Origin of the sequence: Acidovorax sp. Leaf160 (genome assembly GCF_001424265.1) — a bacterium.
Taxonomy (GTDB): domain Bacteria; phylum Pseudomonadota; class Gammaproteobacteria; order Burkholderiales; family Burkholderiaceae_C; genus Paracidovorax.
In genome coordinates, this window is record NZ_LMOV01000025.1 from 171,293 (window position 1) to 193,275 (window position 21,983).

At 67.0% G+C, this 21,983-nt stretch carries 24 protein-coding genes and 1 tRNA gene; 3 read left to right on the forward strand and 22 right to left on the reverse strand.

The features are described from left to right. Positions 1 to 28: 28 nt before the first annotated feature. The 3 genes from argJ to ASF94_RS16030 all read right to left on the reverse strand — a co-directional run bounded on the left by argJ (position 29) and on the right by ASF94_RS16030 (position 5,283). Positions 29 to 1,258: a bifunctional glutamate N-acetyltransferase/amino-acid acetyltransferase ArgJ gene (gene argJ / locus ASF94_RS16020; RefSeq protein WP_056668583.1), complete on the reverse strand. Its 1,230-nt coding sequence runs from the start codon at positions 1,256 to 1,258 to the stop codon at positions 29 to 31. 161 nt (positions 1,259 to 1,419) lie between these two features. Continuing rightward, positions 1,420 to 4,182 carry a preprotein translocase subunit SecA gene (secA, locus tag ASF94_RS16025; RefSeq protein ID WP_056668585.1) on the reverse strand — a complete coding sequence of 921 codons (2,763 nt, stop codon included), beginning with the start codon at positions 4,180 to 4,182 and terminating at the stop codon, positions 1,420 to 1,422. 135 nt (positions 4,183 to 4,317) lie between these two features. Then, entirely contained in the window at positions 4,318 to 5,283 is a 966-nt protein-coding gene (locus ASF94_RS16030; RefSeq protein WP_235505402.1) for a M23 family metallopeptidase, read from the reverse strand. 36 nt (positions 5,284 to 5,319) lie between these two features. Here ASF94_RS16030 and ASF94_RS16035 point away from each other — a divergent pair, with 36 nt between their 5' ends. Next, positions 5,320 to 5,619: a hypothetical protein gene (locus ASF94_RS16035; protein WP_056668848.1), complete on the forward strand. Its 300-nt coding sequence runs from the start codon at positions 5,320 to 5,322 to the stop codon at positions 5,617 to 5,619. Positions 5,620 to 5,669: 50 nt separating this feature from the next. Here ASF94_RS16035 and ASF94_RS16040 read toward each other — a convergent pair. From ASF94_RS16040 to petA, 6 genes are all read right to left on the reverse strand, one after another. Further along, positions 5,670 to 5,745 (reverse strand) — tRNA-Thr (locus ASF94_RS16040). A 93-nt stretch (positions 5,746 to 5,838) separates the two neighbouring features. Further along, the gene (locus tag ASF94_RS16045) at positions 5,839 to 6,384 is read right to left on the reverse strand and encodes a ClpXP protease specificity-enhancing factor (RefSeq protein WP_200933102.1); all 546 of its coding nucleotides are present in this window, start codon (positions 6,382 to 6,384) and stop codon (positions 5,839 to 5,841) included. Positions 6,385 to 6,424: 40 nt separating this feature from the next. Continuing rightward, complete coding sequence (locus tag ASF94_RS16050; protein ID WP_056668591.1) at positions 6,425 to 7,036, reverse strand: glutathione S-transferase N-terminal domain-containing protein; 612 nt, start codon at positions 7,034 to 7,036, stop codon at positions 6,425 to 6,427. A 96-nt stretch (positions 7,037 to 7,132) separates the two neighbouring features. Then, positions 7,133 to 7,888: a cytochrome c1 gene (locus ASF94_RS16055; protein ID WP_056668594.1), complete on the reverse strand. Its 756-nt coding sequence runs from the start codon at positions 7,886 to 7,888 to the stop codon at positions 7,133 to 7,135. 37 nt (positions 7,889 to 7,925) lie between these two features. Further along, positions 7,926 to 9,344, reverse strand: a complete 1,419-nt coding sequence (locus ASF94_RS16060; RefSeq protein ID WP_056668597.1) for a cytochrome bc complex cytochrome b subunit — start codon at positions 9,342 to 9,344, stop codon at positions 7,926 to 7,928. A 10-nt stretch (positions 9,345 to 9,354) separates the two neighbouring features. After that, entirely contained in the window at positions 9,355 to 9,954 is a 600-nt protein-coding gene (gene petA / locus ASF94_RS16065) for a ubiquinol-cytochrome c reductase iron-sulfur subunit (RefSeq protein WP_056668600.1), read from the reverse strand. A 135-nt stretch (positions 9,955 to 10,089) separates the two neighbouring features. Here petA and mscL point away from each other — a divergent pair, with 135 nt between their 5' ends. Beyond that, positions 10,090 to 10,527 (forward strand): large conductance mechanosensitive channel protein MscL, encoded by a 438-nt coding sequence (gene mscL, locus ASF94_RS16070; RefSeq protein WP_056668603.1) that lies wholly within the window; start codon positions 10,090 to 10,092, stop codon positions 10,525 to 10,527. Positions 10,528 to 10,595: 68 nt separating this feature from the next. Here the strand turns inward: mscL and pdxA are convergent, their stop codons facing one another. The 3 genes from pdxA to ASF94_RS16085 all read right to left on the reverse strand — a co-directional run bounded on the left by pdxA (position 10,596) and on the right by ASF94_RS16085 (position 13,892). Beyond that, complete coding sequence (gene pdxA, locus ASF94_RS16075; protein ID WP_056668606.1) at positions 10,596 to 11,645, reverse strand: 4-hydroxythreonine-4-phosphate dehydrogenase PdxA; 1,050 nt, start codon at positions 11,643 to 11,645, stop codon at positions 10,596 to 10,598. 94 nt (positions 11,646 to 11,739) lie between these two features. Next, complete coding sequence (locus tag ASF94_RS16080) at positions 11,740 to 12,507, reverse strand: Nif3-like dinuclear metal center hexameric protein (RefSeq protein ID WP_056668608.1); 768 nt, start codon at positions 12,505 to 12,507, stop codon at positions 11,740 to 11,742. A 53-nt stretch (positions 12,508 to 12,560) separates the two neighbouring features. Next, on the reverse strand, positions 12,561 to 13,892 hold the full coding sequence (locus tag ASF94_RS16085) for an MFS transporter (protein ID WP_082493345.1): 1,332 nt from the start codon (positions 13,890 to 13,892) through the stop codon (positions 12,561 to 12,563). A gap of 430 nt (positions 13,893 to 14,322) precedes the next feature. On the opposite strand from ASF94_RS16085, the gene ASF94_RS16090 reads away from it, so the two are divergent. Then, complete coding sequence (locus tag ASF94_RS16090; RefSeq protein ID WP_056668610.1) at positions 14,323 to 15,465, forward strand: trypsin-like peptidase domain-containing protein; 1,143 nt, start codon at positions 14,323 to 14,325, stop codon at positions 15,463 to 15,465. A 227-nt stretch (positions 15,466 to 15,692) separates the two neighbouring features. Here the strand turns inward: ASF94_RS16090 and tatC are convergent, their stop codons facing one another. The 10 genes from tatC to ASF94_RS16140 form a co-directional block, all read right to left on the reverse strand. After that, positions 15,693 to 16,481 carry a twin-arginine translocase subunit TatC gene (gene tatC / locus ASF94_RS16095; RefSeq protein WP_056668613.1) on the reverse strand — a complete coding sequence of 263 codons (789 nt, stop codon included), beginning with the start codon at positions 16,479 to 16,481 and terminating at the stop codon, positions 15,693 to 15,695. 75 nt (positions 16,482 to 16,556) lie between these two features. Further along, on the reverse strand, positions 16,557 to 17,051 hold the full coding sequence (tatB, locus tag ASF94_RS16100) for a Sec-independent protein translocase protein TatB (RefSeq protein ID WP_056668616.1): 495 nt from the start codon (positions 17,049 to 17,051) through the stop codon (positions 16,557 to 16,559). A 73-nt stretch (positions 17,052 to 17,124) separates the two neighbouring features. Continuing rightward, positions 17,125 to 17,385 carry a Sec-independent protein translocase subunit TatA gene (tatA, locus tag ASF94_RS16105; protein WP_056668619.1) on the reverse strand — a complete coding sequence of 87 codons (261 nt, stop codon included), beginning with the start codon at positions 17,383 to 17,385 and terminating at the stop codon, positions 17,125 to 17,127. 96 nt (positions 17,386 to 17,481) lie between these two features. Further along, a complete protein-coding gene (locus ASF94_RS16110) occupies positions 17,482 to 17,838 on the reverse strand; it encodes a histidine triad nucleotide-binding protein (protein WP_056668854.1) in 357 nt (118 codons plus the stop codon). Positions 17,839 to 17,866: 28 nt separating this feature from the next. Continuing rightward, the gene (locus ASF94_RS16115; RefSeq protein ID WP_056668622.1) at positions 17,867 to 18,907 is read right to left on the reverse strand and encodes a patatin-like phospholipase family protein; all 1,041 of its coding nucleotides are present in this window, start codon (positions 18,905 to 18,907) and stop codon (positions 17,867 to 17,869) included. After that, complete coding sequence (locus tag ASF94_RS16120) at positions 18,900 to 19,283, reverse strand: hypothetical protein (protein ID WP_056668626.1); 384 nt, start codon at positions 19,281 to 19,283, stop codon at positions 18,900 to 18,902. Before ASF94_RS16120 ends, ASF94_RS16115 begins: the two co-directional genes overlap by 8 nt. Next, a complete protein-coding gene (locus tag ASF94_RS16125; protein WP_056668857.1) occupies positions 19,280 to 19,690 on the reverse strand; it encodes a phosphoribosyl-ATP diphosphatase in 411 nt (136 codons plus the stop codon). Before ASF94_RS16125 ends, ASF94_RS16120 begins: the two co-directional genes overlap by 4 nt. Before the next feature lie 5 nt (positions 19,691 to 19,695). Continuing rightward, on the reverse strand, positions 19,696 to 20,085 hold the full coding sequence (gene hisI, locus ASF94_RS16130) for a phosphoribosyl-AMP cyclohydrolase (RefSeq protein ID WP_056668860.1): 390 nt from the start codon (positions 20,083 to 20,085) through the stop codon (positions 19,696 to 19,698). A gap of 125 nt (positions 20,086 to 20,210) precedes the next feature. Beyond that, complete coding sequence (hisF, locus tag ASF94_RS16135; RefSeq protein WP_056668629.1) at positions 20,211 to 20,990, reverse strand: imidazole glycerol phosphate synthase subunit HisF; 780 nt, start codon at positions 20,988 to 20,990, stop codon at positions 20,211 to 20,213. Positions 20,991 to 21,035: 45 nt separating this feature from the next. Continuing rightward, positions 21,036 to 21,941 (reverse strand): D-hexose-6-phosphate mutarotase, encoded by a 906-nt coding sequence (locus ASF94_RS16140; RefSeq protein ID WP_056668632.1) that lies wholly within the window; start codon positions 21,939 to 21,941, stop codon positions 21,036 to 21,038. Positions 21,942 to 21,983 lie beyond the last annotated feature (42 nt).

Consider the following 21,983-nt stretch of genomic DNA (forward strand, 5'->3'; position numbering starts at 1 on the left):
CGGGGCCGGGAACGCCCGGCCGCAGGGCTCAGGAGCGGTAGTCGGCGTTGATGGTCACGTAGTCGTGGCTCAGGTCGCAGGTCCAGACGGTATCGGCCGCATCGCCACGGCCCAGCACCACGCGCACCGTGATCTCGCTTTGCTTCATGACGCGCTGGCCGTCCTCCTCGCGGTATGCCGGGTTGCGGCCTCCCTTGACGGCGACATGCACGTCGTCGAGAAACAGGTCTATCTGCGTCTGGTCCAGGTCGTCGATACCCGCATACCCCACTGCGGCCAGGATGCGGCCCAGGTTTGGGTCGCTGGCGAAGAACGCGGTCTTGACCAGCGGCGAATGCGCAATGGCGTACGCCACCTGGCGGCACTCCTCACCCGTGCGGCCCCCCTCGACGCGCACCGTGATGAACTTGGTCGCGCCCTCGCCGTCGCGCACGATGGCCTGGGCCAGTTGCTGGGCAACGGCCAGCAGGCCGTCGCGCAGGGCCTGGCCGTCGGCGCCGTCCAGCGAAGTGACAGGCGCGTTGCCGGCCTGGTGCGTGGCGATGAGCACGAAGGAATCATTGGTCGAGGTGTCGCCATCGATCGTCACCCGGTTGAACGACCGATCAGCCAGCTCACGCACCAGGGGCTGCAGCAGCTCGGGGGCCAAGGCTGCATCGGTGGCCAGGAAGCCCAGCATGGTCGCCATGTTCGGGCGGATCATGCCCGCGCCCTTGGAGATGCCGGTGATGGTCACGGTCTTGCCGCCGACCTGCACCTGCCGGCTGAACGCCTTGGGCAGCGTGTCGGTGGTCATGATGCCTTCGGCGGCGCGCGCCCAGTGGTCCGGCTGCGCATCTGCCAGCGCGGCCGGCAGGCCGGCCGCGATGCGGTCGGCGGGCAGCGGCTCCATGATCACGCCCGTGGAAAACGGCAGCACCTGCTCGGGTGCCACAGCCAGGTGCTCGGCCAGGGCCGCGCAGGTCGCGCGGGCGCGCAGCAAGCCATCGGCGCCGGTGCCGGCATTGGCGTTGCCGGTGTTGATGACCATCGCGCGAATGGCCTGGCTGCCCTGCAGATGCTCACGGCAGACCTGCACCGGAGCGGCGCAGAACCGGTTCTTGGTGAACACGCCTGCGACCGAGGCGCCTTCGTCCAGCAGGAAGACGGTCAGGTCCTTGCGGTGGGCTTTGCGCACGCCCGCTTCGGCGACGCCGATGCGAACGCCCGCCACGGGGTGCAGGTCGGAGGCCACGGGGGCAGAGAGATTCACGGGCATGGGTGCCTTTCCTTGCGAACGAGCAGGTGATTATCGGAAGAATCGATGACCGCAAAAGACAACACGGGCCGCGGCCCGTGTGTTGCTTTGCAGCGGATGGATGGCGGCAGGTGCTGTGGCAACGTGTTCACGTCCTCACAGCTGACCACCGCCCCCGTGCCTCAGGCCAGCTTGCCGTGGCACTGCTTGTACTTCTTGCCACTGCCGCAGGGACAGGGGTCGTTGCGGCCCACGCGCAGTCCACCGGCTTGGGCGTCGTCGTCCGCGCGCACGGTCTGGCCGTCCACCCGGGTTTCGACTTCGCCCGTCTCCGTCGGAGCGGTGTAGGTGACGTTGGCGATGTTCTCGCCGCGGCTCTCCAGCGCCTCTGCGGCTTCATCGAGCTGGGCGCTCGATTGCACCTGCACGGTCATGAGGACCTTCGAGACCTCGTTCTTGACCTGGTCGATGAGCTGACGGAACAGCTCGAACGCCTCACGCTTGTATTCCTGCTTGGGTTGCTTCTGGGCGTAGCCGCGCAGGTGGATGCCCTGGCGCAGGTAGTCCAGCGCGCTCAGGTGGTCCCGCCAGTTGGTGTCGAAGCTCTGCAGCAGCACCATGCGCTCGAACTGCGTGAAGTTGGCCTCGCCGATCATCGCCAGCTTGGCGTTGAAGACTTCGCGCGCGGCGGTCAGCACTTTCTCCAGCACTTCTTCGTCGGTGATCGCCTCGGCGCCTTCCACTTCCTTCTGCAGCGACAGCTGGATCTGCCATTCGTCGTTCAGCACGCGCTCCAGGCCGGGCAGATCCCACTGCTCTTCCACCGACTCGGCGGGCACGTACTGGCGCACCAGATCGGTCAGGCAGTCGTCGCGCATCACCGCCACCAGCTCCGACAGGTCGGCCGCGTCGAGGATCTCGTTGCGCTGCTGGTAGATGACCTTGCGCTGGTCGTTGGAGACGTCGTCGTATTCCAGCAGCTGCTTGCGCACGTCGAAATTGCGCGCCTCCACCTTGCGCTGGGCCGACTCGATGCTGCGCGTGACGATGCCGGCCTCGATGGCCTCGCCGTCGGGCATCTTCAGACGGTCCATGATGGACTTGACGCGGTCGCCGGCGAAGATGCGCATCAGCGAATCGTCGAGGCTCAGGTAGAAGCGGGAAGAGCCGGGGTCGCCCTGGCGGCCCGAGCGGCCGCGCAGCTGGTTGTCGATGCGGCGCGATTCGTGGCGCTCGGTGGCGATGATGCGCAGGCCGCCCAGTTCACGGATTTGTTCGTGGTCGCGAGCCCAGCGGGCGCGCAGTTCGGTCAGGCGTGCTTCCTTCGTGGCGGCGTCCAGCGTCTCGTCGTTCTCGATGGCCGCCACGTCCTTCTCGATGTTGCCGCCCAGCACGATGTCGGTACCCCGACCGGCCATGTTGGTGGCGATGGTGATCATGCCGGCACGGCCGGCCTGGGCCACGATGTCGGCCTCGCGCGCATGCTGCTTGGCATTCAGCACCTGGTGCGGAAGCCCTTCCTTCTGCAGCAGCTGGTCGATGATTTCGGAGTTCTCGATCGAGGTGGTGCCCACCAGCACCGGCTGGCCGCGCTCGTGGCACTCGCGGATGTCCTTGATCGCCGCTTCGTATTTCTCGCGCGTGGTCTTGTAGACCCGGTCGAGCTGGTCGTCGCGCTTGCTGGGGCGGTTGGGGGGAATGACCACGGTCTCCAGACCGTAGATTTCCTGGAACTCGTACGCCTCGGTGTCGGCCGTGCCGGTCATGCCGGCCAGCTTGGTGTAGAGACGGAAGTAGTTCTGGAACGTGATCGAGGCGAGGGTCTGGTTCTCGGCCTGGATGTTCACGCCTTCCTTGGCTTCCACGGCCTGGTGCAGGCCCTCGCTCCAGCGGCGGCCGGACATCAGGCGACCGGTGAATTCATCGACGATGACGATTTCGCCGTTCTGCACGACGTAGTGCTGGTCGCGATGGTAGAGGTGGTTGGCCCGCAGCGCCGCGTAGAGGTGGTGCATCAGCGAGATGTTGGCCGGGTCGTAGAGCGACGCGCCCTCGGCGATCAGCCCGCGGCTGGCCAGCACGCGTTCGGCGGTTTCGTGGCCCTGCTCGGTCAGGAAGACCTGATGGGTTTTCTCGTCGAGCGTGAAATCGCCAGGCTTGGTCACGCCCTCGCCCGTGCGGGGGTCGGCTTCGCCCTCCTGGCGCACCAGCAGCGGCACCACTTCGTTCATCGCCAGATACATCTGGGTGTGATCTTCCGCCTGGCCACTGATGATGAGCGGCGTGCGCGCCTCGTCGATCAGGATGGAGTCCACCTCATCGACGATGGCGAAGTTCAGCACCTTCTGCACGCGGTCCTGCGCCTCGTACACCATGTTGTCGCGCAGGTAGTCGAAGCCGTATTCGTTGTTCGTGCCGTAGGTGATGTCGGCAGCGTAGGCCAGCTGCTTTTCCTCGCGCGGCATGTTGGGCAGGTTGATGCCCACCGTCAGGCCGAGGAAGTTGTAGAGCCTTCCCATCCACTGCGCATCGCGGTTGGCGAGGTAGTCGTTCACCGTCACCACGTGGACACCCTTGCCCGACAGGGCGTTCAGGTAGACCGGCAGCGTGGCGGTCAGCGTCTTGCCTTCGCCGGTGCGCATTTCGGAGATCTTGCCGAAGTGCAAGGCCATGCCGCCCAGCATCTGCACGTCGAAGTGGCGCATTTTCATGATGCGCTTGGAGCCCTCGCGCACCACGGCAAAGGCCTCGGGCAGCAGGTCGTCCAGCGACTCGCCGCGGGCGACGCGGTCCTTGAATTCCTGCGTCTTGGCGCGCAGGGCATCGTCACTCAGCTTCTCGTACTCCGGCTCCATCGCATTGATGCGAACAACCGTCTTGCGGTATTGCTTGAGCAGTCGATCATTGCGGCTGCCGAATAATTTGGTGAGGAAGTTGGTGGCCATGCGAACAGACCGCACCGCGAGCCGCTGGGGCTGCAGGGCGACCAGAATCCCTAAGAAGAAGTAGGTTCAGATGGGGTCTTCGACCCCTTTTGCAAGTGATTGCAAATCAGGCGACAGACGTCCGGACCGGCGATTTTACCTGCCCCCGGATACGGCGCCGGCCGCGGCCACGCGTGCCGCCGCATCGCCCGGTCCGCCTGCGCCGGCCAGCAGGAATTTCTGCGGATCCTGCGGCACGCCCTGCACCAGCACTTCGAAGTGCAGATGAGGCCCGGTGGACCGGCCAGTGGAGCCCACCGCCGCGATCTTCTGGCCGCGCCGCACCAGATCACCCCGCTTGACCCAGGTTTTCGAGGCGTGCGCATACCGGGTCACCAGCTGGTTGCCGTGGTCCACTTCGATCATGTTGCCGTAGGCAGGGTGATATTCCTGGGTCACGACCACGCCGCCTGCGGCCGCCAGGATCGGCGTGCCGGGCTCGGCAGGAAAGTCCAGGCCGGTGTGCAGGGCCGACTGGCCGGTCATCGGATCGATGCGCCAGCCGAAGGACGAGCCGGCCAGGCGGTCCAGCACCGGCTGCTGCGTCGGCACCATGTGCTTGCGGATGCGCTGCTCGAAGAGCCGCGACTCCACCACGGTCATCAGGTCCACCCGTTGGTCGGTGAGGCGGGCCAGGTCGTCCAGCGTGGCCTGGAGATCGGCGAAGTCGAGCGGGCGACCCGCCACCAGCGCGCCGCCCTGCCCCGGCGGCTTGGCCGCGCTGACGGGCGGCATTCCGGCCAGCCCCATGACCCGGTCGCCCAGCGATTCGAGCTGCATCACCCGCGCCTGCATCTCGCCCACCTTGCGGGCCATGGCGTCGAGGTTGGCGCGCATGAGGCGGTTCTGCTCTTCGGCGTCGCCCTGCCCCGGGCCGGTATTCGCGAACATGCCAGCGGGCCAGGCCGCTCGCCCGCCCTGCATGAACAGCCAGTGGTACGCCGCTGCGGTGCAAGCCATCAGGACCAGCGACATCAGCAGCGCGAGCAACAGCAGCCGCATCCCCGACAGATGAATTGCCCGGCTGCGCGCCAGACGGGCGTCCGTAATAATCACATGCACTATGAATCTCCGCGCCAGCTGGCGCCATGCCAGTCCATGCCCCGTCGCCACCACGCCGTCACGCTGCAACAAGCCACTCAGGAATCGCCCACGCTGTCGATGCTGACGGCGCTGACACGGGATTCCAGCGAACGGCTGCGGGCGATTGAAAAACTCATACCGCCCACGTTGCGCCCCACGCTCCAGGCCGGCCCCATCGATGGAACCTCATGGTGCCTGCTGGTGCGCAGCAATGCGGCGGCCGCCAAGATCAGGCAATTGCTGCCTGCCTTCGAAGCGCATCTGCGCAGCCGGGGGTGGGAGGTTAACTCCATCCGCCTGAAAATCCAAACCTGAACCCCGGCAGGGGCGTTGGGACGGTAGATGGAAAAAAATGCGAAGAGAACTGGTGCCGATTGTCGGAATCGAACTGACGACCTACCGCTTACAAGGCGGGTGCTCTACCAACTGAGCTAAATCGGCGAAGGCTGCATTCTAGCCGGCGCGCGGCACGGCAAAAAAAGAAACACCGGCAGGCCTTTCGGCATGCCGGTGCTGCAGGGAAGCCTCGTTGCGCTACTTCACGCGCTTGAGCGCGGGACGTCCGCCGCCGCCAGCGGGCGGCTGGGGGCGCGGGGTCTCCTGGTCATCGGTGGCGGGCGTTCCTGCCGACTCGGGCTGAACCAGCTGCACCACGCGGTCGCCCGCCGTACCCTCTGCCGAAGCAGGCGCCTCGGCATCGGGCCCCGGGGTGGGCAGCGAAGCCATCACCGAGCCGGCGCCGCCTTCGGCCAACGCATCCACCGGCGGCGGAAACGCCATGCCCTGGCCGTTCTCGCGCGCATAGATCGCGATCACGCGCCCCACCGGCACCATGATGTCGCGGGGCTTGCCGCCGAAACGGGCCTTGAACTCGATGAAGTCGTTGCCCAGCTGCAAAGCACTGGTGGCGTCGTAGCTGATGTTGAGGACGATCTCGCCGTCCTTCACATACTCGCGCGGCACCTGGACGGATTCATCCACGCGCACCGCCACGTAGGGCGTCAGGCCGTTGTCGGTGCACCACTCGTAGAGCGCCCGGATCAGATAGGGACGCGTGGAAGTGGAGTCCTGGGCGTTCATCATGGCAAAGTAGAAAGGGGAGATGACAGCGGAGTCTGGATTACTTGCGCATGACCTTTTCCGAAGGCGTCAGCGCTTCGATGTAGGCGGGGCGCGAGAAGATACGCTCTGCGTACTTCAGCAGCGGCGCTGCGTTCTTGCTGAGGTCGATGCCGTAGTAGTCCAGGCGCCACAGCAGCGGAGCGATGGCCACGTCCAGCATGGAGAAGTTCTCGCCCAGCATGTATTTGTTCTTCAGGAACACGGGGGCCAGCTGGGTCAGGCGGTCGCGGATGTGGGCACGGGCCTTCTCCAGCGCCTTCTCGTTGCCCTTGGTGGCACGCGATTCCAGGATGTTCACGTGGACGAACAGTTCCTTCTCGAAGTTGAGCAGGAAGAGGCGAACGCGGGCACGGTCCACCGGGTCGCCGGGCATCAGCTGCGGATGCGGGAAGCGCTCGTCGATGTACTCGTTGATGATGTTCGACTCATACAGGATCAGATCGCGCTCGACCAGGATGGGCACCTGGCCGTAGGGGTTCATCACGTTGATGTCTTCGGGCTTGTTGTACAGGTCCACATCGCGGATCTCGAAGTCCATTCCCTTCTCGAACAGAACGAAACGGCAGCGATGGGAGAAGGGGCAGGTCGTACCCGAATAAAGCACCATCATGGTGGGAAGCTCCTAAAAATCAAAAGAGTGGGCGCGACTGCGCCCACTCTGTAAAAGCCCGTACCGCGCCCGGGGGCGCGGCAAAGAGTCTAGCGGTTACTTGACGTCTTTCCAGAAGGCTGCGTTGAGCCTCCAGGCAATGACCGTGAAGACGCCCAGGAAGATCAGCACCCAGACGCCCACGCGGACCCGCGTATTTTGCGCCGGCTCGCCCATCCACTGCAGGTAGTTGACGAGATCACCCACCGCCTGGTCGTACTGCAGGGGCGACATCGTACCAGCCGTGACCTGCTGCCATCCCTTGAAGACCTGGATGGCATGGCCATGGCTCTGCTGTTCCTCGAACACCGGGCGGCGGTCGCCCTGCATTTGCCACAGCACGTGGGGCATGCCGACGCTCGGGAACGCGAGGTTGTTCCAGCCGGTGGCCTTGGTGTCGTCGCGGTAGAAAGTGCGCAGGAAGGTGTAGAGGTAATCGGCGCCCGTGCCGCCATGGCCGGCCCGCGAACGGGCGATGACGGTGAGGTCCGGTGGATTGCCGCCGAACCATTCCTTAGCCTGGCGCGGATCGATCGACGCCTTCATGGTCTCGCCCACCCGGTCGGTGGTGAAGAGCAGGTTGTCCTTGATCTGCTGCTCGGTGAGGCCGATGTCCTGCAGGCGGTTGTAGCGCATGAAGGCTGCGGAGTGGCAGCTGAGGCAGTAGTTGACGAAGAGCTTCGCGCCGTTCTGCAGCGATGCGGTGTCGTTGGTGCGGTTGGGCGCCTTGTCCCAGGCGATGCCGCCTTCGGCGGCGTGGGCGCCGGTCGCAATGCCGAGCGCGGCGATCAGCGTGAGGAAGATTTTTTTCATGGCAGTGCTTGGCTTTCTTGCGGCTCGGTGCACGCGCTCAATGCGGCGTGAAGGTCACGCGGTCGGGCACGGGCTTCGGGGTGCCCAGGCGGCTCCACCAGGGCATGAGCAAAAAGAAACCGAAGTAGAACAGGGTGCCGACCTGCGAGACACGCTCGCCGATGACCGACGGGGGCTGTACGCCCAGATAGGCCAGCACGACGAAATTGATCACGAAGATACCGTAGAGGTACTTGTGCCAGTCGGGACGGTAGCGGATCGACTTGACCGGGCTCATGTCCAGCCAGGGCAGGAAGAACAGGATGATGACGGCGCCGCCCATCACCACCACGCCCCAGAACTTGGCGTCGATGGACAGCATCAGCGCGATGGCCACGGCCGCCAGCACCGCCAGGGCCGCCTTCACGAACACGGGCAGGCGCCCCTTCACCACCGCCAGCCCCACCGCCAGCACCACGCAGGCGATGAGGGCGTACATCATCTCGCTGGTGATGGCGCGCAGCATGGAATAGAACGGCGTGAAGTACCAGACCGGCGCGATGTGCGCGGGGGTCTTCAGCGGGTCGGCGGGGATGAAGTTGTTGTATTCGAGGAAGTAGCCACCGAACTCCGGCGCGAAGAAGATCACGGCGGAGAAGATGAACAGGAACACGCACACGCCGAAGATGTCGTGCACCGTGTAGTAGGGGTGGAACGGGATGCCGTCCAGCGGATGGCCATGCTCGTCCTTCGGGGCGTTCGGCCCCTTGATCTCGATGCCGTCCGGGTTGTTGGAGCCCACATCGTGCAGCGCCAGCAAATGCGCCACCACCAGGCCCAGCAGCACCAGCGGCACGGCGATGACGTGGAAGCTGAAGAAGCGGTTCAGCGTGGCGTCGCCCACCACGTAGTCGCCACGGATCAGCAGCGCGAGGTCGGGACCGACGAAAGGGATGGCCGCGAACAGGTTCACGATGACCTGGGCGCCCCAGTACGACATCTGGCCCCAGGGCAGCAGGTAGCCCATGAAGGCCTCGGCCATCAGCGCGAGGAAGATCGCGCAGCCGAAGATCCAGACCAGCTCGCGCGGCTTGCGGTAGGAGCCGTAGAGCAGGCCGCGGAACATGTGCAGGTAGACCACCACGAAGAACGCCGAGGCGCCGGTGGAGTGCATGTAGCGAATCAGCCAGCCCCAGGGCACGTCGCGCATGATGTATTCCACCGACTCGAACGCCTTGGCGGCGTCGGGCTTGTAGTGCATCACGAGGAAGATGCCGGTGACGATCTGGATCACCAGCACCAGCAGGGCCAGCGAGCCGAAGATGTACCAGAAGTTGAAGTTCTTCGGAGCGTAGTACTCCGACATGTGCACCCGGTAGGCGTCGAACGCCGTGGGGAAGCGGTTTTCCAGCCAGTTGGCGGCCTTGGCGCCGGTCGACGCGTTGGGCGAGATGTCCTTGAATTCGCGGTACGCCATGGGTCGTTCCTCAGGCCTTCTTGTCTTCACCGATCAGGAGCTTGGTCTCCGACAGGTACATGTGGGGGGGCACTTCAAGGTTGTCGGGCGCGGGCTTGTTCTTGAAGACGCGGCCGGCCATGTCGAACGTGGAGCCGTGGCAGGGGCAGAGGAAGCCGCCCTTCCAGTCGTCGGGCAGCGAGGGCTGGGCGCCAGGCGCGAACTTATCGGAAGGCGAGCAGCCCAGGTGCGAGCAGATGCCCACCGCCACCAGCACTTCGGGCTTGATGGAGCGCGCCTCGTTGCGGGCGTATTCGGGAGTGAGTTCGCTGGGCTTGCGCTCGGACTTCGGGTCCGCCAGCTGCGCATCGAGGCCCGGCAGCGCCGCCAGCTGCTCGGGCGTGCGCTTGACGATCCAGACCGGCTTGCCGCGCCATTCGACGGTGAGCTTCTCGCCCGGCTTGAGCGCCGAGATATCGACCTCGACCGCAGCCCCTGCGGCCTTGGCGCGCTCGGAGGGCTGGAAGGTGCTGACGAAAGGCACGGCAGTCGCCACACCGCCCACCGCGCCAGCGCATCCGGACGCGATCAGCCATGTCCGTTTGCTGGAGTCGATTGGAGTTTCACTCATGGGGTCCTCGATCTACTTCGCTTGTGGGATCAACTCGAAAATTGTAGCGGAGGCAATATGGTTATTCCATTGGGGGACACCCGTCTATGGCAGCTGATACTTCAGTGTTTTCATCTATATCAAAGGAGTGGAGAAATGGGCATCGCACAGGAATTCCGTGAGTTCGCCATCAAGGGCAATGTGATAGATCTGGCCGTTGGCGTGATCATCGGCGGCGCCTTCGGCAAGATCGTCGATTCGGTGGTCAGCGATCTGATCATGCCGGTCGTCGGGCTGGTTTTCGGCCGGCTCGATTTCTCCAATCTCTATCTGGTGCTGGGCAGCATTCCGCCCGGCACCGCCCATACGCTGGACGCGCTGAAAAAAGCCGGCGTGCCGGTGCTGGCCTATGGCCACTTCATTACCGTGGCGGTGAATTTCCTGATTCTGGCTTTCATCATTTTCATGATGGTCAAGCAGATCAATCGGCTCAAGCGCCAGGCCCCGGCGCCCGCGCCCGCTGCGCCGGCGGCACCTCCGGAAGACATCGTGCTGCTGCGCGAGATCCGCGACAGCCTGAACCGCCCGCGCTGAACACCGCGCGCTGCGAAAAAGCACAACGGCCCGCTCTGCACGGGCCGTTTTTGCGTGGGCTTGCTCCTTCAGGCCGGCAGCGCCGACAGTTGCCGCGCCATGCGCACCGCCTCGATCAGGCTGGACGCGTCGGCCACGCCCTGCCCTGCGATGTCGAAGGCCGTGCCGTGGTCCGGGCTGGTGCGCACCAGCGGCAGGCCCAGCGTCACGTTCACGCCCTTGTCCACGCCCAGGTACTTCACCGGGATCAGGCCCTGGTCGTGGTACATCGCCAGCACCACATCGAATTCGCCGGCCCGCTGCAGCGTATTGCGCGCCCGCATGAAGACGGTGTCCGGCGCGAAGGGGCCTTGCGCGTCGATGCCTTCGGCGCGCGCCGCCTGCAGAGCCGGCACGATGACGTCGATCTCCTCGCGCCCGAACAGCCCGCCCTCGCCCGCGTGCGGGTTGACCCCCGCGACGCCGATGCGCGGCGGCCGGCCCAGGCTGCGGGTCAGCGCGGCATGGGTGATGCGCAGCGCACCCAGCACGTTGGCCTGCGTCACCGCGTCCAGCGCGTCGCGCAGCGACACATGGATGCTGACCAGCACGGTGCGCAGCTCGTCGCTCGCGAGCATCATGCGCACGGGCATGTCGGCCAGCGCCACGCCGGCATGGCGCGCGGCCTCGGCCTGCAGCAGTTCGGTGTGGCCGGGATAGGCGATGCCGCCCGCAGCCAGCGCCTCCTTGTGCAGGGGCGCGGTGACGAGCGCCGCCACTTCGCCGCGCAGCGCGGCTTGCGCAGCCCAGACCACGCAGTCGGCGGCCGCGCGCCCGGCGGCGGCGTCGATGCGCCCCCAGGCGGGCGGCTCTGCCGGCAGGCCGGGCAGCGGCAGCACCGGCACGCAGCGCGGCGGCACGGCAGCCGCTTGCCGTGCCGAGTCAATGCACGCCACCGGCAAGCTCGTGTCGCCGGGCCGGGCGATGCAGGCTGCGGCGCGCCGCAGCGCGGCCACGCTGCCCACCACGAAGCAGCCGCGCAGCAGCTGGGGCGCATCGCGGAATGCCTTGGCGATGATCTCGGGGCCGATGCCGGCCGCGTCGCCCTGGGTGATGGCGATGGGAAGAGAAGACGTCATGCAGCTCCCGCGGGTTCGTTATTCATGCCATATCGGGCTTCAGCGCCCGTCAATCAATCGCCTATTGCTATGATTTTTATAGCAAAAGGATTGCTCAGGCCGGGTTGTCGATGTCGATGAAGACGTGCTCCAGCGACAGTTGCGCGGCCACGTGCGCCGCGACGGCCGGTGCACCGTAGCGCTCGGTGGCATGGTGGCCGGCGGCAAGGAACGCCACCCCGCTCTCGCGCGCCAGGTGCGCCTGCGGCTCGGAGATCTCGCCCGTGACGAAGGCATCGGCGCCGGCCGCCATGGCCGCCTCGAAGTAGCCCTGGGCACCGCCAGTGCACCAGGCGACGCGGCGGATGGGCCGGGCCTCGGCCGGCGCGGGCGCCACCAGCGTGACGCTGCGTCCCAGCACCGTTTCCACATGGCGCGCCAGCGCCTCGGCGTCGCCATAGGTGGCGCCGGCGACGCTGCCCAGGCTCTGCTCCCCGAAGTGGCGGTCGGCCTGCCAGCCCAGGCGCTGGCCCAGCTGGGCGTTGTTGCCCAGCTCCGCGTGCGCGTCCAGCGGCAGGTGATAGGCGAAGAGGTTGATGTCGTGGGCCAGCAGGCGCTGCAGGCGCTGCTTCATCCATCCGGTCACGCGCCCGTCCTGGCCGCGCCAGAAAAGGCCGTGGTGCACGAAGATCGCATCGGCCCGCTGCGCGATGGCCGCGTCGATCAGCGCCCGGCTGGCGGTCACGCCGCTCACGATGCGGCGCACCTCGGGTCGCCCCTCGACCTGCAGGCCGTTGGGGCCGTAGTCCTTGAAGCGTTCGGGCTGCAGCAGGGCGTCGAAGGCGCCCAGCAATTGGTCTCGCGAGGTGGGGGTCGTCGTCATCCGCCGATTGTCTCAGCCCCGCGAGCCCGCTGCGGCCGCCGCAGCCAGCGCGTTCAGCCGCGCTGGGCCGCCGGCTGCCAGCCGCGCGATGCGAGCGGCACGAAGCCGAGCGCGAAGCCCAGCACGCCCATGGCCGCCACATAGTGGGCGTTGGCCAGCACATCGTGTTGCTGCCACAGCGTGATCAGGATGGGCGTGATGCCGCCGAACACGGCATAGGCCATGTTGTAGGAGAACGAGAGCCCGGTGAAGCGCACTTCCGGCGGGAAGGCACGCACGCCCACGATGGGCAGCAGCGAGATGGAGCCGACGAAGAAGCCGATCAGCCCGTAGTTGAACACCAGCGAGGCGGGCGTGCCCGGCAGCTGGGTGTAGAACCAGTAGCTCGACAGCGTGAGGCCACCCCAGCCGACCAGCATGACGGGGCGCGTGCCGAAGCGGTCCGTGGCCCAGCCGACGACGATGCAGCCGATGGTCAGCGTGAGCGTGGCGACGGCGTTGGCCTCCAGCGCCAGCGTGGCGGGAATCTGGAACACCTTCTGCAGGTAGTTGGGGGTGATCAGCACCACCACGACCACGGCGGTGGACAGCACCCAGGTCATGAGCGCCACCAGCACCATCGCACCCTTGTGGTCGCGCAGCACGGTCTTCACCGGCAGCTCGCGCGCCACGGCACGGCGGGTGGCCAGCTCCTGGAACACCGGCGTTTCATGCAGGAAGCGGCGCAGATACACCGACACCAGACCGAACACGCCGCCCAGGATGAACGGGATGCGCCAGGCGAAGTCGCGCACTTCGGCGGGTGCATAGCTGCGGTTGATGGCGATCGCCACCAGCGAACCCAGCAAGATGCCGCCCGTGATGCCGGCCGTCAGGGTGCCCACGCCCAGGCCGTAGCGGTTCTTCGGCACGTGCTCGGCCACGAACACCCAGGCGCCCGGCATTTCACCGCCGATGGCCGCGCCCTGCAGCACGCGCATGGCCAGCAGCAGCAGCGGCGCCGCCACGCCGATGCTGGCGTAGGTGGGCAAGAGGCCGATGACCAGCGTGGGCACGGCCATCAGGAAGATCGACAGCGTGAACATGCGCTTGCGGCCCAGCTTGTCGCCGAAGTGGGCGATGACGATCCCGCCCACGGGGCGCGCCAGGTAGCCCGCGGCGAAGATGCCGAAGGTCTGCAGCTGGCGCAGCCAGTCGGGCATGTCGGCGGGGAAGAACAGCCCGCTCAGCACCGCGGCGAAGAACACGTAGATGACGAAGTCGTAGAACTCCAGCGTGCCGCCCAGGGCGGACAGCCCCAGGGTCTTGTAGTCGCTGCGCGTCAGAGGGCGATGGGAGTCGGTTGCGGCATCGGCGGAGGCCGGCGCGGAAGGGGTCAGGGTCATGGGAAAACGGTCCGGAAAGGTTCGCGGCGCCTGCGGGGCGCTGCGGTCGACGCAGCACCCGCAAGGAGCGAGGCGAACAGCAAAATACCAAGGCACAAAGCAACGGCCTGGCCGCAGCCCTGCGCGGGGATAGCGCAGGGTGCAGCCACGTTCGGGCAGACGATCCGGGTGGGGGGACGAGAGCGCGGCGGCCCGGGCGGGTAGCCGGGGCGCGGGGAACGATGGAACCGTGACAGACCGCCACAGTTTAAGGGTTTCCCCAAGGGCGCCGCGCCAACCGCCCTGCACGCCCCTCTGCCATCGATGGTCGGTGCCGAGGCCCGCGCCACCGCCCAAGCGGCGACAATGGCGGGCGGCGTGCCCGGTCGGGCCCCGGCAGGCCGCCCCGGCCTTTTCCTTTTCTGACTCCCTTTTTGCTCCCTGCTCCACCATGAAGCGCATCTGGCTGCTGTTTGCCCAGGCCGTGACGGTTTTCGTCGCCGCCTATTTCGTCGTCGCCACCCTGCAACCCAGCTGGATCCGGGGGGGCGCCACGCGCAGCAGCGCGGGCATCTCGCTGATCGAGGCGCCTGCCACCCCCGATGCGCCGGCAGCTCCCGGCAGCTTCAGCGGCGCGGCGCGCAAGGCCGCCCCGGCGGTGGTCAGCATCAACACCAGCAAGGCCGTGCGCAACCCGCGCAGCAACGACCCCTGGTTCCAGTTCTTCTTCGGTGACCAGGCCGCCCAGCAGGCCCAGACGGGCCTGGGCAGCGGCGTCATCATCAGCACCGACGGCTACATCCTGACCAACAACCATGTGGTGGAAGGCGCCGACGAGATCGAAGTCACGCTGACCGACAACCGCCGGGCCCGCGCCCGCGTGATCGGCACCGACCCCGATACCGACCTGGCCGTGCTGAAGATCGACCTGGACAAGCTGCCCGTCATCGTCCTGGGCCAGTCCGACCAGCTGGCCGTGGGCGATCAGGTGCTGGCCATCGGCAACCCCTTCGGCGTGGGCCAGACGGTGACCAGCGGGATCATCTCCGCACTGGGCCGCAGCCAGCTGGGCATCAACATCTTCGAGAACTTCATCCAGACCGACGCGGCCATCAACCCGGGCAACTCGGGCGGCGCGCTGGTGGACGTCCACGGCAACCTGATGGGCATCAACACCGCGATCTACTCGCGCTCGGGCGGCAGCATGGGCATCGGCTTCGCGATTCCCGTGTCCACCGCCAAGCTGGTGCTGGACGGCATCGTGCGGGACGGCCAGGTCACGCGCGGCTGGATCGGCGTCGAGCCCAACGAGTTGTCGCCCGAGTTGGCGGCCACCTTCGGCGTGAAGGCCACCGAGGGCGTGATCATCACCGGCGTGCTGCAGGCCGGCCCCGCGGCACAGGCCGGCGTGCGGCCGGGCGACGTGATCGTCGAGGTGGACGGCAAGCCCACGCACAACGTCTCGGCGCTGCTGACGGCCGTGGCGGCGCTGCGTCCCGGCAGCTCGGCGCCCTTCACCCTGCAGCGCGGCGATTCGCGCATCGAAGTGCAGGTGGTGCCCGGGACCCGGCCCCGTCCGCAGCAACGGCGCTGAGCGGACGTCGCCCCGCGGCGCGGCGCCGGATGGCCTAGCGCCGCATGAACCAGCGCCGCAGGGGCCAGCGCCGCAGGGGCCAGCGCCGCAGGGGCCAGCGCCGCAGGCACACCCATCCGACGCTATCAAAAAAATAGCTGCCAGTGCTTATGCATCAAGCGCTGGCAGCTATTTTTTATGGGGAATGTGTGCTCATCCCCCTGCGGCGTAGGCCGCTCGGGTTCCGATCAGGCGCTGGGCTCCTGCGCGTCTTCCGGGGCCGCCGTGTGGCGGATGAAGATCTGCGCGGCCCAGATGCCGAGCTCGTACAAAAGGCACATCGGGATCGCCAGGGCCAGTTGCGACACCACGTCGGGCGGCGTGACCACCGCAGCAATGATGAAGGCCAGCACGATGAAGTAGCCGCGGAAACCCTTGAGCTTCTCCACCGTCACGATACCCATGCGCGCGAGCACGATCACGACGATCGGCACCTCGAAGGCCAGCCCGAAGGCCAGGAACATGGTGATCACGAAGCTGAGATAGGCCTCGATGTCAGGCGCGGCGGTGATGCTCTTGGGCGCGAAGCTCTGGATGAAGGCGAACACCTGGCCGAACACGAAGAAGTAGCAGAAGGCCACGCCGATGAAAAAGAGCAGCGTGCTGGAGACCACGAGCGGCAGCACCAGCTTTTTTTCGTGCGAATAAAGGCCCGGCGCCACGAAGGCCCAGGCCTGCCACAGCACCACCGGCAGCGCCAGCAGAAAGGCCGACATCAGCAAGATCTTGAGCGGCACCATGAAGGGCGAGATCACCGAGGTGGCGATCAGCGTGGCGCCGGCCGGCAGGTGCGCCACCAGCGGGGCGGCCAGCAGGTCGTAGAGCGGGCCGGGGCCGGGGTAGAAGAACAGCACGGCTGCGGCGATGCCGACGGCGATCAGCGCCTTGACCAGCCGGTCGCGCAGCTCCATCAGGTGCTGCACGAACGGCTGCTCGGTGCCCGCGAGCTCGTCTTCTTTATGGGGGATATCGGACATGGTGGGAAAAGCAGTGTGCGGGCGGTTGCCGGCGCGCGGCACTGGGCGCGCGCGGCGGCGGGGCAGCAGGGGTCGTCAGTGGAATTTCTGCGGCCGGAAGCGGGCGACACGCGCGGCGCCGGACTGGGCCTTGGTGCGCACGCCAGCACGGGCCTTGTACCACTGGGGCGTGGCACCGCGCTTGAGGCGCCAGTTCTTGCCGGGGTTCTTGTACGCCGGCACGACCGTGCTGGCGTAGTCGAACGAAGCGCCCGAAGACACGCCCGGCGAGGACGCATCGTCGATGCTGCCGCCGATGGAGGTGTCCCAGTCTTTCTGGAAATCGGTGGCGCTGGTCTGCACGGACTGGTGCACGTCGCGCGCGGCGCTTTCCACCGTGTCCTTCATCTTGCGCAGTTCGTCCAGCTCCATCGACCGGTTGACTTCGGACTTGACGTCGGCGACGTAGCGCTGCGCCTTGCCCAGCAGCGTGCCGACGGTGCGCGCCACGCGGGGCAGCTTCTCGGGGCCGATGACAATCAGCGCCACGGCGCCGATCAGCGCCATCTTGGACAGGCCAATATCAATCATGGGACGAACGGGTCAGCTGCGCGAAGAACGAAAACACCGCCGGAGCGCATCGCGGCGGCAGGACCGGATGCCATCAGCCCTTGTGCTTGGCTTCCACGTCGATCGTGGTCTTGTCGGCGGGCGTGGCGGCGTGCGTGGTGGTGCCCACCTGGCCGGGAGGCGGCACGGCGCCGGGCGGCGTGGCGGGGTCGGCCGAGCCGTCCTTCATGCCGTCCTTGAAACCCTTGACGGCACCGCCGAGGTCAGAGCCCATGTTCTTGAGCTTTTTGGTGCCGAACACCATGACCACGATCAGCAGAACGATCAGCCAGTGCCAGATGGAAAACGAACCCATGGAAATCTCCTAACGAATTGCAAAACATTCTAGACGGGGGACCTGACCGCAGTGTGATACCCCTGCTGCCATCGGCGTTCCCCGGACGGGCGGCTTTCAGCCCTTGAGCCAGGGGCGCGGCCCGCCCATGACGTGCACGTGCAGGTGGTGGATCTCCTGGCCGCCTTCGTCGCCCGTGTTGACCACGATGCGGTAGCCGCCGGCCGGGTACGGGTTGCAGCCCTGCTCCAGCGCCAGCCGGGGCGCCAGCGCCATCATGCGGCCCAGCACGCCGGCATGGGCATCGGTCACGCCGGCCATGGAGTGGATGTGTTCCTTGGGCACCATGAGAAAGTGCACCGGCGCCCAGGGATGGATGTCGTGGAAGGCGAAGATCTCGTCGTCTTCGTACACCTTGCGGGAGGGAATCTGGCCGGCAATGATCTTGCAGAAGAGGCAGTTCGGATCGTGCATGGGAAGCGGTTGCGCAGTGAGGCTGTATTCACGCATTGTCAGCGATGTTGATGGTGGGCCGCAGGCCGACATCGTCGCCGTGCGCTGCCAGCCAGCGCTGGCCTTCGGCGCGGCCGATGGCGAACAGCTCGCGCACGAACGGCAGATCGGCCCGGGTCTTGCTGGACGCGCCGTAGCCGGCCAGCAGCGAACCGCCGTCGATGCGGTGCATGCGCACGCTGCGGTAGCGGCGCTCGTCGAGCTTGCCCTCGGCCAGCAACCGGCGCACGAATTCGATGGCGCGCATCTCCGCCAGCAGGCTCGCGTTGAAGGTCACTTCGTTCATCCGCTCCATGATCTCGCCGGCGTTGTCGGGCACCGTCGGGTGTTCGATGGGGTTGATCTGCACCAGCAGCAGGTCGGCGCATTCGGTCTTGTAGATGAGCGGGTGCAGCGCCGGGTTGCCCGAAAAGCCGCCGTCCCAATAGTGCTCGCCGTCGATCTCCACGGCCTTGAACAGCAGCGGCAGGCAGGCCGACGCCATGACGGCATCGGCGCTCAGCCGCCTGCCGGAGAAGATCTCCCCGCGCCCGGTGCGCACGTTGGTCGCGCAGACGAACACCTTGGGTGCGCCCGGCGCGCTCAGCAGATCGAAGTCCACCTCGCGCTCGAGCAGCCGGCGCAGCGGATTGATGCCGAGCGGGTTGGTCTGGTAGGGCGACAGCCACTGCGTGACCATGCCCATCAGCGGGTTGGCGCCCGACAGCGGCGTACCCCACATCAGGCTGCCCAGCATGCCGACGCCTTCCCACAGCCGGCCGAGCGTGGCGCGCGCCAACTCGCAACCGGCCCGGTGGGCGGCGTGGGCGTCCGGACGGCCCGCGTGGTCTCGCGCCGCAAGGGCGAAGCCGTGCGCCATGGCCACGGCGTTCATCGCGCCGGCGCTGGTGCCGCTCACCCCCTCGATCCGGAAGCGTCCGTCCTCCAGCAAGGCATCGAGCACGCCCCAGGTGAGCGCGCCGTGCGATCCGCCCCCCTGCAGCGCCAGATTCAGCCGGCGTGGCGGGGTGGGCGCTGCGGTGTCAGCCACCGACCGCCCTGTTCTGGCTCATGGCGACCATGCCGCGCAGGATGCGGTAGAGGAACCAGAGGGAAATGATGATCCACGCGATCCAGCCGGGGATGATGAGGATCCACAGCGGAGCCGTCACGATGTACAGCACGCCGGCCCAGAGCACGCTGCGGATGCGCCAGGAGAAATGGCTGGCCTGCCAGGTGCCCCGGGCATCGTCGCGCTTGACGAAATCGATCACCAGCGCGATCAGCAGCAGCACGATGCTGGGCTGGGCGCTGGGCAGCACCGCCGCCACGGCCACGATCAGGTGCAGCACGTAGCTGACCCAGCCAATGGTCTTCAGCGATTCAACGCGGCGGTTCGGCTCCACGTCGATGATGTCGTCGTTCATGTCGCTCCTTGGTCGTCGGTTGCACGTTGTTCGGCGCGGCGCAGGGCTTTCTCCTCGATGCCGCTGGTACCTTCGCGGCGTTCCAGCTCGGCCACCACGTCGGCCGGGGTGAAGCCGTAGTGGGCCAGCGCCACCATGGAATGGAACCAGAGGTCGGCCACCTCGTAGACGATCTTGCTCGCGTCGCCGCCGTGGTCGGCGTCCTTGGCGGCCATCACCACTTCGGTGGCTTCCTCGCCGATCTTCTTGAGGAAGGCGTCCGGCCCCTTGTGCAGCAGGCGCGCGACGTAGCTCTTGTCGGGCTCGCCGCCGTGCACGGGCTTGCGGCTTTCGATCACTGCGGCCAGGCGGGCCAGCGCGTCGTGCGAAGCCACGTCGGACGCGGCCTGAGAGGGTGTGGAAGGCATGGTGCTCACTTGTAGATGGACTCGGGATCTTTCAAGACCGGATCGACCGGCGTCCAGACGCCGTCCTGGAGCACGCTGAAGAAACAGCTGTGGCGGCCGGTGTGACAGGCAATGCCGGGTTCGTGACCCAGCTGCGTGACCTTGAGCAGCACCACGTCGTTGTCGCAGTCGAGGCGGATCTCGTGCACGGTCTGCACGTGGCCCGATTCCTCGCCCTTGTGCCAGAGCCGGCCCCGCGAGCGGCTGAAATACACGGCCCGGCCCAGCTCGGCCGTGCGCGCCAGGGCCTCGCGGTTCATCCAGGCGAACATCAGCACATCGCCGCTGGCGGCCTCCTGCGCGATCACGGGCACCAGGCCCTGCGCGTCCCATTTCACTTCGTCGAGCCAGTTCATGGTGCCATTGTCCACACATTTGCTGCAGTGCAGCATGGTTTGTCGATTTGCTATTATTTAAATAGCATAAAACGCTTGATGGACAAGCGCTAGAGGCTGTTTTCACACCAAAAAGAGGGGAACCCTCACAACCGCACCGGCACGCCGCGCTCGGCCATGCGGGCCTTGGCCTCGCCCACCGTGTATTCGCCGTAGTGGAAGATGCTGGCGGCCAGCACCGCGTCCGCCCCGCCCTGCTGCACGCCGTCGGCCAGGTGGTCCAGGTTGCCGACGCCCCCCGACGCGATCACCGGCACGCTGACGGCGTCGCTCACGGCGCGGGTCAGCTGCAGATCGAACCCCGACTTGGTGCCGTCGCGGTCCATGCTGGTCAGCAGGATCTCGCCGGCGCCGCGGCGCGCCATCTCGGTGGCCCACTGCACGGCATCCAGCCCTGTGTTCTTGCGGCCGCCGTGGCTGTAGACGTCCCAGCCCTCGCCGCGCGCGGCCAGGTCGTCGCCCTGGCGGCGCTTGGCGTCGATGGCCACCACGATGCACTGCGCGCCGTACTTGTCCGATGCGGCATTGATCACATCGGGGTTGGAGAGCGCGGCCGAGTTGAAGCTGGTCTTGTCGGCCCCGGCGTTGAGCAGGCGCCGCACGTCTTCCACCGTGCGCACGCCGCCGCCGACCGTGAGTGGAATGAACACCTGGCTGGCAACGGCTTCGATGATCGGCAGGATCAGGTCACGCGCGTCGCTGGTGGCGGTGATGTCGAGGAAGGTGAGCTCGTCGGCGCCCTGCGCGTTGTAGCGGGCGGCGATCTCCACCGGGTCGCCGGCATCGCGCAGCTCCAGGAAGTTGACGCCCTTGACCACGCGGCCTCCGGTCACGTCGAGGCAGGGAATGATGCGTTTGGCAAGCATGGTGAATTCTGGAGTGTCGGGAAAGGAAAGGTGGGGCGGCCGCGGTCAGGCCAGGCGCAGCTGCTGCCAGCCCGCCCACTGCGCGCCGGGCGCCAGCGTCACCGGCTGGTCGATGGCCGCCGCCTCCACGCACAGCATGTGCCGGAAGCCGTCTTCGGGCATGTCGGCCAGCCGGGCGCAGAGTACGGCGCCCGGGTTCCACACCACGGTGTTGCCGCAGGTGGCGGATTGCTCGATGCGCAACGGACGGGCGCCGCCGCTGTGCAGCTGCAGTGCAGGGCCTGGGGCGGTGAACACGCTGTCGTACTCGCCATCGAACGTGACCGCGCCGTGCTGGGTGTCGCGCACGTCGGCCACGGCGTCCCAGCGGGCGCAACCGTCCAGTCCATCGAGCCGGGTCTGGGCGATGTCGGGAATGGCCAGGTAGGAATGCAGCGCCATGGTGAAGTCCCAGGCCGAATCCCCGGTGTTCCGTGCGCCGAGCCCGATACGCAGCCCGCCTTCGGTCAGCGTGACGGTGAGGCGGGCCGCGAAACCGTGCGGCCACCAGGCCCGGGTCTGGGCGGAGTCGCGCAGCACCAGGCTGGCCGACACGCCGGATTCCGCGCGCTCCTCCGGGGTCGCGGCCGCATCCCACTGCCACGGCAGGTTGCGCACGAAGCCATGCTTGGCCAAGGGCCCGCGCTGGTTGAACTGGGGAAAGCACACGGGTGTGCCGCCGCGGATGGCGGAATGGCCGTCGAAGACCGCGCGAGGGCTGAGATAAAGCCGTTCCTGGCCACCCGCCGGCACCCACGACAGCACCTGCGCGCCCTGGAGCGCCACCACGGCGAGATCGCCTGAAGGCAGGCCGAGCTGCAGGGCCGGCAGGCCGTGGAAGGTGATTTCGCGTAGGGCGGGCGCAGGAGATTGCGGGGTGGTGGGCGGGGCGGTGGGCAGGGCGGCGGACATGGCACCGATTGTAGAAGCCGGGTCACCGCGCCCGCCGCAGGC

Excerpts from the sequence above, each read along its gene's own strand:
- petA (WP_056668600.1), bottom strand. The coding sequence starts at position 9,954 with ATGAGTGAAACTCCAATCGACTCCAGCAAACGGACATGGCTGATCGCG.
- ASF94_RS16035 (WP_056668848.1), top strand. The coding sequence starts at position 5,320 with ATGCCCCGTCGCCACCACGCCGTCACGCTGCAACAAGCCACTCAGGAA.
- ASF94_RS16110 (WP_056668854.1), bottom strand. The coding sequence starts at position 17,838 with ATGCACGATCCGAACTGCCTCTTCTGCAAGATCATTGCCGGCCAGATT.
- ASF94_RS16125 (WP_056668857.1), bottom strand. The coding sequence starts at position 19,690 with ATGCCTTCCACACCCTCTCAGGCCGCGTCCGACGTGGCTTCGCACGAC.
- ASF94_RS16055 (WP_056668594.1), bottom strand. The coding sequence starts at position 7,888 with ATGAAAAAAATCTTCCTCACGCTGATCGCCGCGCTCGGCATTGCGACC.
- ASF94_RS16090 (WP_056668610.1), top strand. The coding sequence starts at position 14,323 with ATGAAGCGCATCTGGCTGCTGTTTGCCCAGGCCGTGACGGTTTTCGTC.
- argJ (WP_056668583.1), bottom strand. The coding sequence starts at position 1,258 with ATGCCCGTGAATCTCTCTGCCCCCGTGGCCTCCGACCTGCACCCCGTG.
- pdxA (WP_056668606.1), bottom strand. The coding sequence starts at position 11,645 with ATGACGTCTTCTCTTCCCATCGCCATCACCCAGGGCGACGCGGCCGGC.
- tatB (WP_056668616.1), bottom strand. The coding sequence starts at position 17,051 with ATGATTGATATTGGCCTGTCCAAGATGGCGCTGATCGGCGCCGTGGCG.
- ASF94_RS16060 (WP_056668597.1), bottom strand. The coding sequence starts at position 9,344 with ATGGCGTACCGCGAATTCAAGGACATCTCGCCCAACGCGTCGACCGGC.
- ASF94_RS16050 (WP_056668591.1), bottom strand. The coding sequence starts at position 7,036 with ATGATGGTGCTTTATTCGGGTACGACCTGCCCCTTCTCCCATCGCTGC.
- hisI (WP_056668860.1), bottom strand. The coding sequence starts at position 20,085 with ATGAACTGGCTCGACGAAGTGAAATGGGACGCGCAGGGCCTGGTGCCC.
- ASF94_RS16120 (WP_056668626.1), bottom strand. The coding sequence starts at position 19,283 with ATGAACGACGACATCATCGACGTGGAGCCGAACCGCCGCGTTGAATCG.
- tatC (WP_056668613.1), bottom strand. The coding sequence starts at position 16,481 with ATGTCCGATATCCCCCATAAAGAAGACGAGCTCGCGGGCACCGAGCAG.
- ASF94_RS16045 (WP_200933102.1), bottom strand. The coding sequence starts at position 6,384 with ATGAACGCCCAGGACTCCACTTCCACGCGTCCCTATCTGATCCGGGCG.
- tatA (WP_056668619.1), bottom strand. The coding sequence starts at position 17,385 with ATGGGTTCGTTTTCCATCTGGCACTGGCTGATCGTTCTGCTGATCGTG.
- ASF94_RS16080 (WP_056668608.1), bottom strand. The coding sequence starts at position 12,507 with ATGACGACGACCCCCACCTCGCGAGACCAATTGCTGGGCGCCTTCGAC.
- ASF94_RS16085 (WP_082493345.1), bottom strand. The coding sequence starts at position 13,892 with ATGACCCTGACCCCTTCCGCGCCGGCCTCCGCCGATGCCGCAACCGAC.
- hisF (WP_056668629.1), bottom strand. The coding sequence starts at position 20,990 with ATGCTTGCCAAACGCATCATTCCCTGCCTCGACGTGACCGGAGGCCGC.
- secA (WP_056668585.1), bottom strand. The coding sequence starts at position 4,182 with ATGGCCACCAACTTCCTCACCAAATTATTCGGCAGCCGCAATGATCGA.
- mscL (WP_056668603.1), top strand. The coding sequence starts at position 10,090 with ATGGGCATCGCACAGGAATTCCGTGAGTTCGCCATCAAGGGCAATGTG.
- ASF94_RS16140 (WP_056668632.1), bottom strand. The coding sequence starts at position 21,941 with ATGTCCGCCGCCCTGCCCACCGCCCCGCCCACCACCCCGCAATCTCCT.